General features: G+C 58.8%; 14 protein-coding genes. 9 read left to right on the forward strand and 5 right to left on the reverse strand.

The window, feature by feature from the left end; all coding sequences use genetic code 11:
- Nucleotides 1-1,023: acyl-CoA dehydrogenase family protein (locus tag PFH44_RS17380; protein ID WP_283825653.1), on the forward strand; the 1,023-nt coding region annotated here is incomplete at its 5' end.
- A gap of 37 nt (nt 1,024-1,060) precedes the next feature.
- On the opposite strand, the gene PFH44_RS17385 is transcribed toward PFH44_RS17380, so the two are convergent.
- The 5 genes from PFH44_RS17385 to queF form a co-directional block, all read right to left on the reverse strand.
- Nucleotides 1,061-1,999 (reverse strand): sulfonate ABC transporter substrate-binding protein, encoded by a 939-nt coding sequence (locus PFH44_RS17385; RefSeq protein WP_045857502.1) that lies wholly within the window; start codon nt 1,997-1,999, stop codon nt 1,061-1,063.
- Between the two features lie 149 nt (nt 2,000-2,148).
- Nucleotides 2,149-3,516, reverse strand: coding sequence for an L-serine ammonia-lyase (locus tag PFH44_RS17390; protein WP_283825654.1), 1,368 nt, complete (start codon nt 3,514-3,516; stop codon nt 2,149-2,151).
- Between the two features lie 58 nt (nt 3,517-3,574).
- A complete protein-coding gene (locus PFH44_RS17395) occupies nt 3,575-4,864 on the reverse strand; it encodes an HAAAP family serine/threonine permease (protein ID WP_283825655.1) in 1,290 nt (429 codons plus the stop codon).
- Nucleotides 4,865-5,477: 613 nt separating this feature from the next.
- Nucleotides 5,478-6,845, reverse strand: coding sequence for a nucleotide 5'-monophosphate nucleosidase PpnN (gene ppnN / locus PFH44_RS17400; RefSeq protein WP_283825656.1), 1,368 nt, complete (start codon nt 6,843-6,845; stop codon nt 5,478-5,480).
- A 114-nt stretch (nt 6,846-6,959) separates the two neighbouring features.
- Entirely contained in the window at nt 6,960-7,805 is an 846-nt protein-coding gene (gene queF, locus PFH44_RS17405) for an NADPH-dependent 7-cyano-7-deazaguanine reductase QueF (RefSeq protein WP_045857513.1), read from the reverse strand.
- A 68-nt stretch (nt 7,806-7,873) separates the two neighbouring features.
- Between queF and syd the strand changes: the two genes are divergently transcribed.
- The 8 genes from syd to PFH44_RS17445 form a co-directional block, all read left to right on the forward strand.
- On the forward strand, nt 7,874-8,419 hold the full coding sequence (syd, locus tag PFH44_RS17410; protein ID WP_283825657.1) for a SecY-interacting protein: 546 nt from the start codon (nt 7,874-7,876) through the stop codon (nt 8,417-8,419).
- A gap of 631 nt (nt 8,420-9,050) precedes the next feature.
- A complete protein-coding gene (locus PFH44_RS17415) occupies nt 9,051-9,380 on the forward strand; it encodes a YqcC family protein (RefSeq protein ID WP_283825658.1) in 330 nt (109 codons plus the stop codon).
- Complete coding sequence (gene truC / locus PFH44_RS17420; RefSeq protein ID WP_045857518.1) at nt 9,380-10,174, forward strand: tRNA pseudouridine(65) synthase TruC; 795 nt, start codon at nt 9,380-9,382, stop codon at nt 10,172-10,174. Before PFH44_RS17415 ends, truC begins: the two co-directional genes overlap by 1 nt.
- A 2-nt stretch (nt 10,175-10,176) precedes the next feature.
- A complete protein-coding gene (locus tag PFH44_RS17425) occupies nt 10,177-10,620 on the forward strand; it encodes a flavodoxin (RefSeq protein ID WP_041146983.1) in 444 nt (147 codons plus the stop codon).
- A 474-nt stretch (nt 10,621-11,094) separates the two neighbouring features.
- Nucleotides 11,095-12,447 carry a galactarate/glucarate/glycerate transporter GudP gene (gene gudP, locus PFH44_RS17430; protein ID WP_283825659.1) on the forward strand — a complete coding sequence of 451 codons (1,353 nt, stop codon included), beginning with the start codon at nt 11,095-11,097 and terminating at the stop codon, nt 12,445-12,447.
- Nucleotides 12,448-12,449: 2 nt separating this feature from the next.
- Nucleotides 12,450-13,790, forward strand: coding sequence for an enolase C-terminal domain-like protein (locus PFH44_RS17435; protein ID WP_045857521.1), 1,341 nt, complete (start codon nt 12,450-12,452; stop codon nt 13,788-13,790).
- 18 nt (nt 13,791-13,808) lie between these two features.
- Nucleotides 13,809-15,149 carry a glucarate dehydratase gene (gene gudD / locus PFH44_RS17440; protein ID WP_045857523.1) on the forward strand — a complete coding sequence of 447 codons (1,341 nt, stop codon included), beginning with the start codon at nt 13,809-13,811 and terminating at the stop codon, nt 15,147-15,149.
- A 70-nt stretch (nt 15,150-15,219) separates the two neighbouring features.
- A partial coding sequence (locus tag PFH44_RS17445) for a glycerate kinase (protein WP_283825660.1) occupies nt 15,220-15,517 on the forward strand: 298 nt, incomplete at its 3' end.

Raw genomic sequence — 15,517 nt, forward strand, 5'->3', positions numbered from 1 at the left:
CAGCTGATTGCCGTGCTGTTTGGGCTGGCCGAGGCTGATTCAAACCTGCCGCAGGCGCTGCGCGCCCATTTTGCCTTTGTGGAAGACCGCCTGAATCAGCCGGACTCTGCGCAGCGCGATCGCTGGTTCCAGCGTTTTCGCGACGGGGAGCTGGTGGGCAGCGGCTGGACCGAAACGGGGGCGGTGAAGCTGGGGGAGGTGAATACTCAGGTGATGCCGGACGAGCGCGGCTGGCGGCTCAGCGGCGAGAAGTTTTACAGCACCGGGACGCTGTACGCCGACTGGATTGACGTCTTTGCCCGCCGCAGCGACAACGGCGGCGACGTGATAGCGCTGGTCAGTACCAGGCAGAGCGGGGTGGAGCGCGACGACGACTGGGACGGCTTTGGCCAGCGGCTGACCGGCAGCGGCACCACCCGCTTTCGGCAGGCGCAGGTTGAGCAGGAGCACGTCTACGATTTTGCCGAGCGCTTTCGCTACCAGACCGCTTTCTACCAGCATATCCTGCTGGCGACGCTGGCGGGTATCGGCCTGGCGGTGGAGCGCGATGCCGCCGCAGGGGTGAGAAAACGCTCCCGTATGTACAGCCACGGCAACGCCGCCGTGCCGCGCGACGATCCTCAGGTGTTGCAGGTGGTCGGGCAAATCAGCAGCTGGGCGTGGGCGACCCGCGCGGCGGTGCTGCAGGCGGCGGAGTCTTTACAGCAGGCCTATATCGTTCACGCCAGCGGCGACGAGGCGCTGATTGCGCAGCGTAATCGTCTGGCGGAAGTGGAAGCGGCACAGGCGCAGGTGATTGCCAGCGACTGGATACCGCGGGCGGCGACCGAGCTGTTTAACGCCCTCGGCGCGTCGGACACCCGGGTCGGCAAAGCGCTCGATCGCCACTGGCGCAACGCGCGCACGGTGGCCTCGCACAATCCGGTTATCTATAAAGCGCGCAACATCGGCAGCTGGCTGGTCAACGGCGAAGCGCCGACCTTTATCTGGCAGATAGGCAACGGCGAGAAAACGCAGGGGTAAGGAAAGCGGCGACGGGGAAAGCCGTCGCCGTTAATCACTACTTATCCTGCGACCAGGTGGCGCTGCGCACGTCCACTTTGACCGGCAGCAGGCCGACGCGGGTGAAGGTATCCGCCAGCGCCTGCTGTTCGTTATAGACCGCAGGCGTCATGCGTTCGGCGCCGTAGGGCAGGCGGGCCAGCGCCTTCAGCCAGATAGCCTTATCCAGCCCGGTGGAGGTCGCCAAAATTCCGGCGGCATCGTCCTGATGGGCGTTGGCCCAGTCGCTCAGCTTGCCCAGCTCATCAACGACCTGCTTCGCGGTATCCGGATAGGATTCGGCAAATTTACGGCTGGCGAGATAGAAGGTGTAGTGCGGCACCAGCCCCTCGGCGTTGCGGATCTGCCGCGCCTTAGCGTTGGTTTCGACTTCGGCAAGGTACGGATCCCAGATAACCCAGGCATCGATGGCGCCGCGCTGGAAGGCGGCGCGGGCGTCGGCCGGCGGCAGATAGACCGGGGTAATATCTTTATAACTCAGCCCGGCCTTTTCCAGCGCGGTTACCAGCAGATAGTTGACGTCCGAGCCTTTATTCAGCCCCACGCGCTTGCCTTTCAGGTCAGCCACGCTGCGAATGGTTGAGCTTTCCGGCACCACGATGGCTTCGGTTTTGGGGTTCGCCGGAGAGTGGGCGAGGTAAACCAGATCCGCCTGCGCCGCCTGAGCGAAGGCCGGCGGGGCGTCGCCGGTGGCCGCCAGATCGATGCTGCCGACGTTCAGCCCTTCCAGCATCTGCGGGCCGGCGGGGAATTCCACCCAGCGCACGGCGATCCCCTCTTTTTTGAAGGTCTCATCGAGGGTGCCGCGATATTTCAGCAGGGCGAAAATATTGGCCTTCTGGTAGCCAATGTTGACGGTTTCCGGCGCCTTCGCCAGCGCGGAAGCGGACAGACCGAGCAGCAACGGCAGCAGGGCCAGATGGAACCTTTTAGACATGATTTGTTCTCCATTAGCGGTTTCCCGTAAGGTAGCAAATCGTCCTTATAACCAATAAATAACTAAATTTTAATCTATATAACCGAAATGGCTTTCAGGCGGGACTGCGGGGAGAGTCCCGGCGAACGGTGGTCCGCCGGGAAAGGGCATTAATCGCAGGTCACGATTTTCATCGCCAGGCCACCGCGCGACGTTTCGCGGTACTTGGCGTTCATATCCTTGCCGGTTTCGTACATCGTCTCGATAACCTTATCCAGGCACACGCGCGGTTCGCTGGTGCGGCGCAGCGCCATCCGGGCGGCGTTAACGGCCTTCACCGCGGCGATGGCGTTACGCTCGATGCACGGCACCTGAACCTGGCCGGCAACCGGGTCGCAGGTCAGGCCCAGGTTGTGCTCCATGCCGATTTCGGCGGCGATGCACACCTGGCCCGGGCTGCCGCCCAGCAGCTCGGTTAAGCCGGCCGCCGCCATCGAACAGGCGACGCCAACCTCGCCCTGGCAGCCCACTTCGGCGCCGGAAATCGAGGCGTTCATCTTATACAGCGAGCCAATTGCGCTGGTTACCAGCAGGTAGCGCGCCAGCGAGTTGGCGTTAACCTTGCGGATAAACTTATCGTAGTAGGCCAGTACCGCCGGCACGATCCCGCAGGCGCCGTTGGTTGGCGCGGTGACCACGCGGCCGCCGGCGGCGTTCTCTTCGTTGACTGCCAGGGCGAACATGTTAATCCAGTCAACGACCGCCATCGGATCGCTGTTGGTATTGTCCTGGCTGACCAGCATCCGGCGTAACGCTGCGGCACGACGCGGGACCCGAAGCTTGCCCGGCAGTACGCCTTCGGTGCTGATGCCGCGCTCGATACCGCCGCTCATCACGTCCCAGACGGCGGAAAAGTGCTGCTCCAGCTCTTCTTTGCTGTGCAGCGCCAGCTCGTTTTGCATCATCAGGCCGGAAAGCGAGAGCCCGCTTTCGCGGCAGTGCCGCTGTAAATCAGCCGCGTTTTTGTACGGATAAGGCACGGCAACCGGCGCGTCGTTGCTCTGGCCGAAGTGCTGCTCGTCGACGATAAAACCGCCGCCGATGGAGTAGTAAGTTTGGGTGTAGAGCACCTTATCGCCGCCGATGGCGGTAATGCGCATGCCGTTTTCATGCAGCGACAGGTTGTCGGCATGGAAATTCATGCAGCGGTCAACCGGGAAGTCGACTTCCTGCTGGCCGTTTGCCAGCATCAGGCGCCCGTGGGTGTTGACGTCCTGAATAAACGCCGGAATGGCGTCAATGTCGACGCTATCGGGCATGTTGCCCGCCAGACCCATAATAATCGCAATGTCGGTATGGTGGCCTTTGCCGGTCAGGGAAAGGGAGCCGTAGACGTCGACGATGACGGTGGTGACGTCGGCAAGCAGCCCGCGTGCGATAAGGTCGTCGGTGAACTGTTTGCCCGCTTTCATTGGCCCCACGGTGTGGGAGCTGGAAGGGCCGATGCCGATTTTAAAGATATCGAATACGCTGATCATGTTGCACATCCAGAACTGTCGGAAAGCGCGCCGCCGGCGGGCGGCGCGAGGGGGGAGATTAGCTGAACAGGGAGTAGAAAATAGCGGAGATAGCAATCAGGCCCATCAGCACCACGAAGACGTTGCTGACGTGGCCGCTGTATTTGCGCATCGCCGGGACTTTCTGAATCGCGTACATCGGCATCAGGAACAGAATCATCGCGATAATCGGGCCGCCGAGAGTTTCGATCATACCCAGAATGCTGGGGTTCAGCGTCGCTACAATCCAGGTGGTGACCAGCATGAACAGCGCAGTGATCTTGTTCAGCTTGTTGATTTCGATGGATTTACCTTTTCCGCGCAGGGATTTAATCACCATGCCGTTAAAGCCTTCACGGGCGCCGAGATAGTGGCCGAGGAAGGATTTAGTGATGGCAATCATCGCAATGATCGGCGCCATCCAGGCAATCAGCGGGGCGTTAAAGTGGTTCGCCAGGTAAGAGAGAATCGAGATGTTCTGATCTTTCGCCGCCGCCAGGTCCGCAGGGGAGAGGCTCAGCACGCAGCTGAAGACGAAGAACATCACGGTAATGACCATCATGATGTGCGCGCGAGCGAGGATGCTGGAGCATTTCTTCTCCGCGCCCTGGCCGTACTCTTCACGCTTCGCCACGGCGAAGGAGGAGATGATCGGCGAGTGGTTAAAGGAGAACACCATCACCGGGATCGCCAGCCACAGGGTCATCCACAGGCCGTTGCCGGTAGAGGTTGCGCTGCTCAGGGAGAGGGTTTCCAGCGCCGCGCCGTTCCACTCTGGGATCAGGTACAGGGCCAGAATCATCAGGGCGACCACGAACGGGAAGACCAGTACGCTCATCGCTTTCACAATCATCTGCTCGCCGAAGCGCACGATGGTCATCATCCCGACGATCAGGATCAGCGACAGAATTGCGCGCGGCGGCGGCGTCATGTGCAGCTGGTGCAGCATAAAGCTCTCGACGGTATTGGTAATCGCAACGCTATACACCAGCAGAATCGGGTAGATAGCGAAGAAGTAGAGCAGGGTAATCAGCTTACCTGCGCCCACGCCAAAGTGTTCTTCTACGACTTCGGTGATGTCTTCCCCCGGATTCTTGCCGGAAAGCACAAAACGGGTCATCCCGCGGTGGGCAAAGAAAGTCATCGGGAAAGCCAGAATAGCCATGATGATCAGCGGGATCAGACCGCCGACGCCGGCGTTGATCGGCAGGAACAGAACGCCTGCGCCGATAGCCGTGCCGTACAGGCCCAGCATCCACATGGTGTCGGTTTTGCGCCATCCGCTGCGGGTTTCGCCCGAAACGATAGTGCTGGTTTGCGTGGTTTCCATCTGTATCTCCTGGAGGAAGCGACAAAAAATAATAAATAAAATCAATTAAGTAATATTAAATTCGTTTGTTTACGGTTTTTTCGTGATTTTCTCCGTAACAAGTGGGGCGGAAAGATACATTCATATTGGAAATCTATCAGTGATCGCGATCTCAATTGCAATAATCCACTTTCGGGGTGGATATTTTTAGTCCAACAGTCTGTTTCTGATGTTCAGCCAGATATTTGTGGCGCGAAGGCTAACATTCGCAGCATATGAGATAAAAGCGTGGCGGCGTAATAACGAGGTTTACGCTGTAAAAATGAGATGTTCTCGATGTTTTAGCTCTCAAGTATCTTTTTTGTGGTGATATTTATTGCTGTTTTTGGAAAGGCAAACGATTGGCTTTGTAAAAAGCTACAGAACATTCACAAAGAAAATAGATTTCAGAAAGGAGGCGCAGGAGAGCCGGGGACAGCAGATTATCATGTCGGAGAACGGGAGAACGGGAGAACGGGAGAACGGGAGAACGGGAGAACGGGAGCGGAGGTGCGCTGGGGGCAGGAGAACGGAAGTGCGGACTGGATTGCCCGGGCAGGGCGTTAGCCGCCGCCCGGGAGGGTCAGAACAGGGTTCAGGAGCCTATTTCATAGCAAGGGATATAGGCGCTGCCGCCCGGCAGCTTCATGCGGTGCTGGGCGACAAAGCCCTGCAGCAGATCGTCCATCCGGCGCATGATCTCCGCATCGCCGTGCAGCTTATAGGGGCCGTATTTTTCAATCGCCTGGATGCCGACCTCTTTGACGTTCCCGGCGACGATCCCGGAGAAGGCGCGGCGCAGATCCGCGGCCAGCACTTCTACCGGCTGGTCCGGATAGAGCTTGAGGTTGGCCATATTCTCGTGCGTCGGATCGAACGGCATCTGCAGGTCCGGCGAAATACGAATCGACCAGTTAAAGCTGTAGGCGTCGTCGGTTTCCCGGCGGCTCTCTTTGACCAGCGGCATCGCTTTCTTCAGCTGACGCGCCACTTCGCTGGCGTCGTCAATGATAATCTTGTAGTGACGACGCGCCGATTCGCCCATGGTGTGGACGATGAACTCATCCAGCACGCGGAAATAGTTCGCGCTCTCTTTTGGTCCGGTGAGGATCAGCGGCAGCACCTGCGCCTTGTTGGCCGGGTGCATCAAAATGCCCAGCAGATAGAGCAGCTCTTCTGCCGTACCCACCCCGCCCGGGAAGATAATGATACCGTGGGCGATGCGCACGAAGGCCTCAAGGCGCTTTTCGATATCCGGCATGATGATCAGCTCGTTCACCAGCGGGTTCGGCGGCTCGGCGGCAATAATCGAAGGTTCGGTCATGCCGATAAAGCGGCTGTCTTTGTAGCGCTGCTGGGCATGGCCAACCGCGGCGCCTTTCATCGGCGCTTCCATCGCGCCAGGGCCGCAGCCGGTGCAGATATTCAGCTCGCGCAGGCCGAGCTGGGTCCCGACGCGGCGGGCGTAGAGATATTCGGTCTCATTAATTGAGTGGCCGCCCCAGCAGAAGATCATATTGGGCGCTTCGCCGACGTGCAGGGCGCGGGCGTTGCGCAGAATCGAGAACACCAGGTTGGTGATATGCACCGAACTTTCGAGGTCGAGGTTCGGCAGACGAACGGTATTATGAATCTGCCCGTAAACGAACAGGATGTCGCGCAGCACGGCAAACAGGTTGGCCTGCAGGGAGCGGATAATCCGCCCGTCAACGAACGCCTCTTCCGGCGGGTTGATCAGTTCCAGCTTCACGCCGCGTTCGCGACGCAGCACGTTAATATCGAAGTTTTCAAAACGAGACAGCAGCTCTTTGCTGTTATCGGTCAGGCTCCCCGAGTTGAGCACGGCAAGCGAACAGTTACGAAAGAGTTGATACAGGTCACTGCTGGCGGTGCGTTTAAGCATATCCACTTCCAGCTGTGACAGCATATCCATTGAACCAAGCGGGCTAACATGTGTAATCAAGTGAACTCCTTAACAGGACGATTATCGTCTTCCTGTGATTACAATAGCCCTGCCTGCGGCGTTTTCACAACCTTGCGTACGCGTGAAGGCACGCAAAGTTGTGAAAATTCTTTGCTACTGGCGCGCCAGACGAGCGATAGCCGGAACAAAGTCCGCGTTGCTGCGCCACGGGTTGATGTCGAGGCCGCCGCGGCGGGTGTAGCGGGCGTAGACGGAGAGCGACTGCGGCCGGCAGAAGCGCAGGAGGTCGTTGAAGATCCGCTCGACGCACTGCTCGTGAAACTCGTTATGGTGGCGGAACGAGACCAGGTAGCGCAGCAGCTTTTCACGATCGATTTTTGGCCCGCGATACTGGATTTGCACCGAGCCCCAGTCCGGCTGGTGGGTGATCAGGCAGTTGGATTTCAGCAGATGGCTCACCAGCGTCTCTTCGACGATTTGGTCGCCGGCGGCGTCCAGCAGGTAGTCGGTGCTGAATTCATAGCTATCAACTTCGATATCCTGATCGTCGATGCAGGTGCCGTGCAGATGGGCCACCGGCTGGCCTTCGAGTTCGTCGAGGCGATAGAGCGCAACCGTCACCTCACCCTGCGCGCAGGCGCTAAGGTCGCGCGTCAGGGTCGCCTGCACCTCCTGCCAGTCGGCAAAGCGGGTCTGGTTGAAGCTGTTGAGATAGAGCTTAAAGCTCTTCGACTCCACCAGGTTCACGCTGGTATCGCTCAGCTCGACGTGGCCCACCGCAACCTGCGGCAAACCTTTTGCATTCAGCCAGGAGAGCTCGTACAGCGTCCAGATATCGCCGCCGTGGAAGGGCAGGCTGTCGGCGTGCAGGCCCAGCGGATCGCGGTTCAGGCTGCGCGGCACGCCCTGCAGCAGGGAGGCGTCGTAGGTATCGCGGTAATCGGTTGATTTACCGAGCGTCAGGCCGGCGAGGGCCTGATGATTCTCATAAGAAGACATGTTTCACCATAGTAAAGCGGGTACACTATTCGCTAAGTGTATCCTGGCTAACGTGAAGAGAGAAACCGGTGGACAATCAGACCGCAGAAGCGCTGCAAGCATTTACCCAACGTTATTGCGACGCCTGGCAGCAGCAGCGCGCAAGCCTGCCGCGCAGCGAAGAGCTTTACGGCATCCCGTCGCCCTGTATCAGCGCGACGGACGGCGACGCCGTTTTCTGGCAGCCGCAGCCCTTTTCTCTCCCCGCCAATATCAGCGCGGTTGAAAGGGCCTTCGATATTGTGGTACAACAGCCGGCTCATAGCTATTATACCACCCAGTTCGCCGGCGATATGCAGGCGCGCTTTGCGGGCGAAACGATGACCCTGCTGCAGGCCTGGAGCCCGGATGACTTCCAGCGCATGCAGGAAAATCTGATTGGCCATCTGGTGGTGCAAAAACGCCTGAAGCTGTCGCCGACGCTGTTTATCGCCACGCTGGACAGCGAGCTGGACGTTATCTCCGTTTGTAACGTCAGCGGCGAAGTCCTCAAAGAGACCCTCGGCACGCGCAGGCGTACGACCCTTTCTGCCTCCCTGGCGAGTTTTCTTAACCAGCTCGATCCGGTTGTGTAATCCATTATGCCTGCCCGTTTGTGAGAGATCTCTTACAAGACCTGTAAGAGATCGTCATCATTTAAATCATTTTTCAACTATTTAATTTTTAACAAATCATTTTAATTCATGTGGTTAGGTTTTATATCGTCTTTTTTAGTGGTGACTAATCTTAAGAGATTGTCGTATGAAGGGTTGTAAGACGAGGCGGAATCAGTGATCCTATGTACGTCGACAGGAAGTCGCGAAATGAAGTGAACATCAGGATGATGACGCTTCTGCAGGACCCGCCGGGAAGGCGTAGCAAGGACAGGCTTCAGGATGAAGCACAGGATAACGCAGGATAGCGTAAAGGACACCTCCAGGATGGAGAACGTGAGCCGCTCATGATGAACGGTGGATCAGGAAGATCGGGATAGACTTAAGGACAGGTAATTTCACATCGGGGTGGTGTGAAAGCAGGATGCACTGGTTTATGGATGAACATGGTCAGGAGACCTCAGGAAAAGTTTTCACGGACGAGCAGGGAGCACCAATGTAGCTGGATTGCTGCGAAACGAACCGGGAGCACTGTTTATACAGTGCTCCCTTTTTTTATTTCTCTTCTGAATTTGCTATTCTGCGCCGGTTTACAACTCATCGAGGTTTCCCCATGACTCTTCACCTCAGCGTGCGCGAGCGCCTGCACGCGATTGAAGCGCTGCTGCGCGACACGCAGCACTGGCAGGAAAACGCGCCGCAAAGCAGCGCCTTTGCCAGCGACAGCCCGTTCTGCATGGATACCATGGAGCCGCTGGAGTGGCTGCAGTGGGTGCTGATCCCGCGTATGCATCAGCTGCTGGACGCTGAGCAGCCGCTGCCGCAGAGTTTTGCCGTCGCCCCTTATTATGAGATGGCCCTTGATGCCGCCCACCCGCTGCGCGATCGCGTGCTGGCGGAGCTGCTGCTGCTGGATACCCTTTTTGCGAGCGACGACGCCTGATGCTGGAAATTATCTATCAGGACGAGTGGCTGGTGGCGGTCAATAAGCCCTCCGGCTGGCTGGTGCACCGCAGCTGGCTGGATCGCGATGAGAAAGTGGTGGTCATGCAAACGGTCCGCGATCAGATTGGCCAGCACGTCTTTACAGCCCATCGCCTCGACAGACCGACCTCCGGCGTGCTGCTGATGGGGCTATCAAGCGAGGCGGGAAGGCGGCTGTCGCAGCAGTTTGAGCAGCACCAGATGCAAAAACGCTACCACGCCATTGCCCGCGGCTGGCTGACCGAAGAGGCGCTGCTCGATTATCCGCTGGTTGAAGAGCTGGACAAAATAGCCGACAAGTTCGCGCGCGAAGATAAAGGCCCGCAGCCGGCGGTCACCCACTATCGTGGCCTGGCGACGGTAGAGATGCCGGTCGCCACAGGACGCTATCCGACGACGCGCTACAGCCTGGTTGAGCTGGAGCCTAAAACGGGGCGTAAGCACCAGCTGCGCCGCCATCTCTCCCACCTGCGCCACCCGATTATCGGCGACAGCAAGCACGGCGATCTGCGCCAGAACCGCAGCGCGGTGGAAAACTTTGCCTGCGACCGCCTGATGCTGCACGCCAGCCAGCTCTCGTTAACCCATCCGTTTACCGGCGAGCCGCTGGTCATTCGCGCCAGCCTGGACGACGTGTGGATGCGGGCGCTGTCGCAGTTTGGCTGGCGAGGTCTTCTGCCGTTAAATGAAAGGGTTGAGTTTGCAGACGACAGCGGTCAGGATGAACGGATTGAGGTCAATCCAGGGAGATAAAGATGGCAGAAGTCGGGATTTTTGTCGGTACGATGTACGGTAACGCGCTGCTGGTCGCTGAAGAAGCTGAAGCCATTTTGAGCGGCCTTGGCCACAAGGCGAAGGTGTTCGAAGACCCGGAGGTTCAGGACTGGGAGCCCTACAGCGGCAAATACGTTCTGGTCGTGACGTCAACGACCGGACAGGGCGATCTGCCGGACAGCATCATTCCGCTGTATGAAGGCATTAAGGATATGTACCAGCCGCACCTGCGCTACGGAATCATCGCGCTCGGCGACAGCACCTACGCTAACTTCTGCGGCGGCGGCAAGACCTTTGATGCGCTGCTGCAGGAGCAGGGCGCAAAGCGCGTCGGGGACATGCTGACGATCGACGCCAGCGAAGACCCGGAGCCCGAAGGCGTGTCCAACCCGTGGGTTGAACAGTGGGCGACCCTGCTCGAATAAGCGGGTGAAAAGTGACGCTCTCTCCCTACGCAGAGGGCGTCCCTTCTGGAGGCCAGCGCCGGATAAACGCCCAACGGGATCGTACCCGCACTCGCCTGCCAGGGGTTCAGGCACCTGCCTAAAAACCACTCGCCGAAAGCGGTTTTTTCCGCCTGTTTTCACCGGGTCAAGAGAGACATTTCACACTCCTGCCGTTTGCACCGTCGCCGGCAGCGCTAACCGGCGGTTGCTTTTCATTTCCGTGAACTACCCCCCATCCGATTAGGCATAAGCCATAAATCGATTTCAGCACGTCCCGCAAAGCTGTGTATGTGCACGGTGAGCCGGCCATGTCCTCTTTTTATACTTTTCCTGCCAGTTTGAAAAAGCAAAATGCCAGATAAAACGAAAACACTAACACGTCATTCTGACTACCCTACAGGTTGTGCTGTTCAGAATGAACGTAGCTAATTGCTATGATTCAGGAGTGCAACAATGAGTACATTAAGTCAGGCGGCGAGCGGCGCGGAAAAACGCACCAACGCCCGCTACTGGATAGTGGTGATGCTGTTTATCGTCACCTCTTTTAACTACGGCGACCGCGCGACGCTGTCGATTGCCGGCTCGGAAATGGCCAAAGATATTGGCCTCGACGCGGTGGGAATGGGCTACGTTTTCTCTGCGTTCTCATGGGCCTACGTTATTGGTCAGATCCCCGGCGGTTGGCTGCTCGATCGCTTTGGTTCAAAACGGGTCTATTTTTGGTCGATCTTCATTTGGTCGATGTTTACCCTCCTGCAGGGCTTCGTCGATATCTTTAGCGGTTTTGGCATCATCGTCGCGCTGTTTACCCTGCGATTCCTCGTCGGCTTAGCGGAGGCGCCGTCCTTCCCCGGCAACAGCCGCATCGTCGCGGCCTGGTTCCCGGCGCAGGAGAGGGGCACCGCGGTCGCTATTTTTAACTCCGCCCAGTACTTTGCCACCGTTATCTTCGCGCCGATCATGGGCTGGCTGACCCACGAAGTCGGCTGGTCGCACGTCTTCTTCTTTATGGGAGGTCTGGGGATCGTGATTAGCTTCGTGTGGCTGAAAGTGATCCACGAGCCGAATCAGCACCCGGGCGTCAACAAGAAAGAGCTGGAGTACATTGCCGAAGGCGGCGCGCTGATCAATATGGATCAGAAGAAAAGCGCGCAGAAAGTTCCATTCAGTGAAAAATGGAATCAGATCAGGCAGCTGATCGGATCGCGAATGATGGTCGGGATCTACATTGGCCAGTACTGCATCAACGCGTTGACCTACTTCTTTATCACCTGGTTCCCGGTCTATCTGGTGCAGGCGCGCGGCATGTCGATTTTGAAAGCCGGGTTTGTCGCCTCCGTTCCCGCCATCTGCGGCTTTGTTGGCGGCGTCTTAGGCGGCATTATCTCCGACTGGCTGATGCGCCGCACCGGCTCGCTGAATATTGCCCGCAAGACCCCCATCGTGCTTGGTATGCTGCTGTCGATGGTAATGGTGTTCTGTAACTACGTTAACGCGGAATGGATGATTATCGGCTTTATGGCGATGGCCTTCTTCGGCAAGGGCATTGGCGCGCTGGGCTGGGCGGTGATGGCGGATACCGCTCCGAAAGAGATAAGCGGCCTCTCCGGCGGTCTGTTCAATATGTTCGGCAATATCTCCGGTATCGTCACCCCTATTGCCATCGGCTACATCGTCGGGACGACGGGCTCGTTCAACGGGGCGCTGATTTATGTCGGGATACATGCGCTGGTGGCGGTACTGAGCTACCTGGTGCTGGTGGGGGATATTAAACGTATCGAACTGAAGCCTGTAAGGGAACGCTAACGATGAATACACAATCGACTCCGATCGTCACCGACATGAAGGTGATCCCGGTGGCCGGGCATGACAGTATGCTGCTGAATATCGGCGGCGCGCACGGCGCCTGGTTTACCCGCAATATTGTGGTACTCACCGACAGCGCCGGCAACACCGGCGTCGGTGAGGCCCCCGGCGGCGAGGTTATCTATCAGACGCTGGTAGACGCTATTCCGCAGGTGCTGGGGCAGGAAATTGCGCGCCTGAACAAGGTGGTTCAGCAGGTGCATAAAGGCAATCAGGCGGCGGATTTCGACACTTTCGGAAACGGCGCCTGGACCTTCGAACTGCGGGTTAACGCGGTGGCGGCGCTGGAGGCTGCGCTGCTGGATCTGCTGGGCAAAGCGCTGAATGTCCCGGTGTGCGAGCTGCTGGGGCCGGGCAAACAGCGCGACGCGGTCACCGTTCTGGGCTATCTCTTCTATATCGGCGATCGCAATAAAACCGATCTGCCGTATCTGGAGACCACCCCTGGCCCGCACGACTGGTACCACCTGCGGCATCAGGAGGCGCTGAGCAGCGAAGCGGTGGTCCGACTCGCCGAGGCCGCCCAGGACCGCTACGGCTTTAAAGATTTCAAGCTTAAGGGCGGCGTGCTGCCGGGCGAGCAGGAGATTGACACCGCTCGCGCGCTGAAAAAACGCTTCCCGGATGCGCGTATTACCGTCGATCCGAACGGCGCCTGGCTGCTGGATGAAGCCATCAGGCTCTGCAAAGGCCTGCAGGACGTGCTGACCTACGCCGAGGATCCCTGCGGCGCCGAACAGGGCTTTTCCGGTCGCGAGGTGATGGCGGAATTCCGCCGCGCCACCGGGCTGCCGGTAGCAACCAATATGATTGCCACTAACTGGCGTGAAATGGGGCACGCGGTGATGCTCAACGCGGTGGATATCCCGCTCGCCGATCCGCACTTCTGGACCTTGTCCGGCGCGGTGCGGGTCGCGCAGCTGTGCGATGACTGGGGGCTGACGTGGGGCTGCCACTCAAATAACCACTTCGATATTTCACTGGCGATGTTTACCCACGTCGGGGCGGCGGCGCCGGGCAACCCGACCGCCATCGATACCCACTGGATTTGGCAGGAGGGCGACTGCCGCCTGACCAAAAATCCGCTGCAGATTGAAAACGGCAGGATTGCCGTACCGGACGCGCCGGGCCTGGGCGTCGAACTGGACTGGGAGCAGGTGCAAAAGGCGCACGAGGCCTATAAGACGCTGCCCGGAGGGGCGCGTAACGACGCCGCACCGATGCAGTACCTGATCCCGGGCTGGAAATTTGACCGCAAACGTCCCGTTTTCGGCCGCAATTAATGAGAAAAGGATTCAATTATGACGACGCAATTCTCAACGCCGGTAGTCGCCTCTATGCAGGTTATCCCGGTGGCCGGTCACGACAGCATGCTGATGAATCTCAGCGGCGCGCACGCGCCGTATTTCACCCGCAATATCGTGATTATTAAAGATAACTCGGGTCACACCGGGGTGGGTGAAATTCCTGGCGGCGAGAAGATCCGCCAGACCCTGGAGGATGCCGCGGCGCTGGTTGTCGGCAAAACTCTCGGCGAATACAAAAACGTGCTGGGCGCCGTTCGCCAGCAGTTTGCCGACCGCGATGCCGGCGGCCGCGGTTTGCAAACCTTTGACCTGCGTACCACTATTCATGTGGTGACCGGGATTGAAGCGGCACTGCTGGACCTGCTCGGGCAGCACCTTGGGGTGAACGTGGCTTCGCTGCTGGGCGACGGGCAGCAGCGTAGCGAAGTGGAAATGCTTGGCTACCTGTTCTTCGTCGGCAACCGCCAGGCCACGCCGCTGGCCTACCAGAGCCAGACGGATGAGAAGTGTGACTGGTATCGGCTGCGCCACGAAGAGGCCATGACCCCGGATGCCGTCGTGCGCCTGGCGGAAGCGGCCTATGAGAAGTACGGCTTCAACGATTTCAAACTCAAAGGCGGCGTGCTGGCCGGCGAGGAAGAGGCCGAGTCTATCGTCGCGCTGGCGAAGCGCTTCCCGCAGGCGCGGGTGACGCTTGACCCGAACGGCGCCTGGCTGCTCGATGAAGCCATCGCCATTGGTAAACAGCTGAAAGGCGTGCTGGCCTACGCGGAAGATCCGTGCGGGGCCGAGCAGGGCTACTCCGGCCGGGAGGTGATGGCTGAATTCCGCCGCGCCACCGGTCTGCCGACGGCGACCAACATGATTGCCACCGACTGGCGGCAGATGGGGCACACCCTGTCGCTGCAGTCGGTTGATATCCCGCTGGCCGATCCGCACTTCTGGACCATGCAGGGATCGGTGCGCGTTGCCCAGATGTGCCATGAGTTTGGCCTGACCTGGGGCTCGCACTCCAATAACCATTTTGATATCTCGCTGGCGATGTTCACCCACGTCGCGGCGGCGGCGCCGGGTAAGATCACCGCCATTGATACCCACTGGATCTGGCAGGAAGGGAACCAGCGTTTGACCCGACAACCTTTTGAGATCAAAGGTGGTATGGTGCAGGTACCCTCGACGCCAGGCCTTGGCGTAGAGCTCGACATGGACCGCGTTATGCTGGCCAATGAGCTGTATAAAAAGCACGGCCTGGGGGCTCGCGACGATGCGATGGCGATGCAGTACCTGATCCCAGAGTGGACGTTTAATAACAAGCGCCCGTGCATGGTGCGCTGAGGACAAACCGGCTCCTGCGGGAGCCGGTCGTTTTTTGATAACGGGCTTGTGTTCATGTTAAGGACAGCTGATGAAAATAGTCATTGCGCCAGATTCATACAAGGAGAGCCTGAGCGCGCTGGGCGTAGCGACCGCGATAGAGCAGGGGTTCAGGGAGATTTATCCCGATGCAGAATACCTCAAGCTACCGGTCGCCGACGGCGGGGAGGGGACCGTTGAAGCGATGGTCGCCGCCACTCAGGGGCATCTGGTGCGGGCTGTCGTCACCGGCCCGCTCGGCGAGCCGGTGGACGCGTTTTACGGCCTTTCCGGCGACGAACGCTGCGCCTATATTGAAATGGCGGCGGCCAGCCGGATAGCTTTATTCC

Source organism: Klebsiella sp. Ech2A (genome assembly GCF_030078455.1).
In the GTDB taxonomy this organism is placed as follows: Bacteria; Pseudomonadota; Gammaproteobacteria; order Enterobacterales; family Enterobacteriaceae; genus Klebsiella; species Klebsiella terrigena.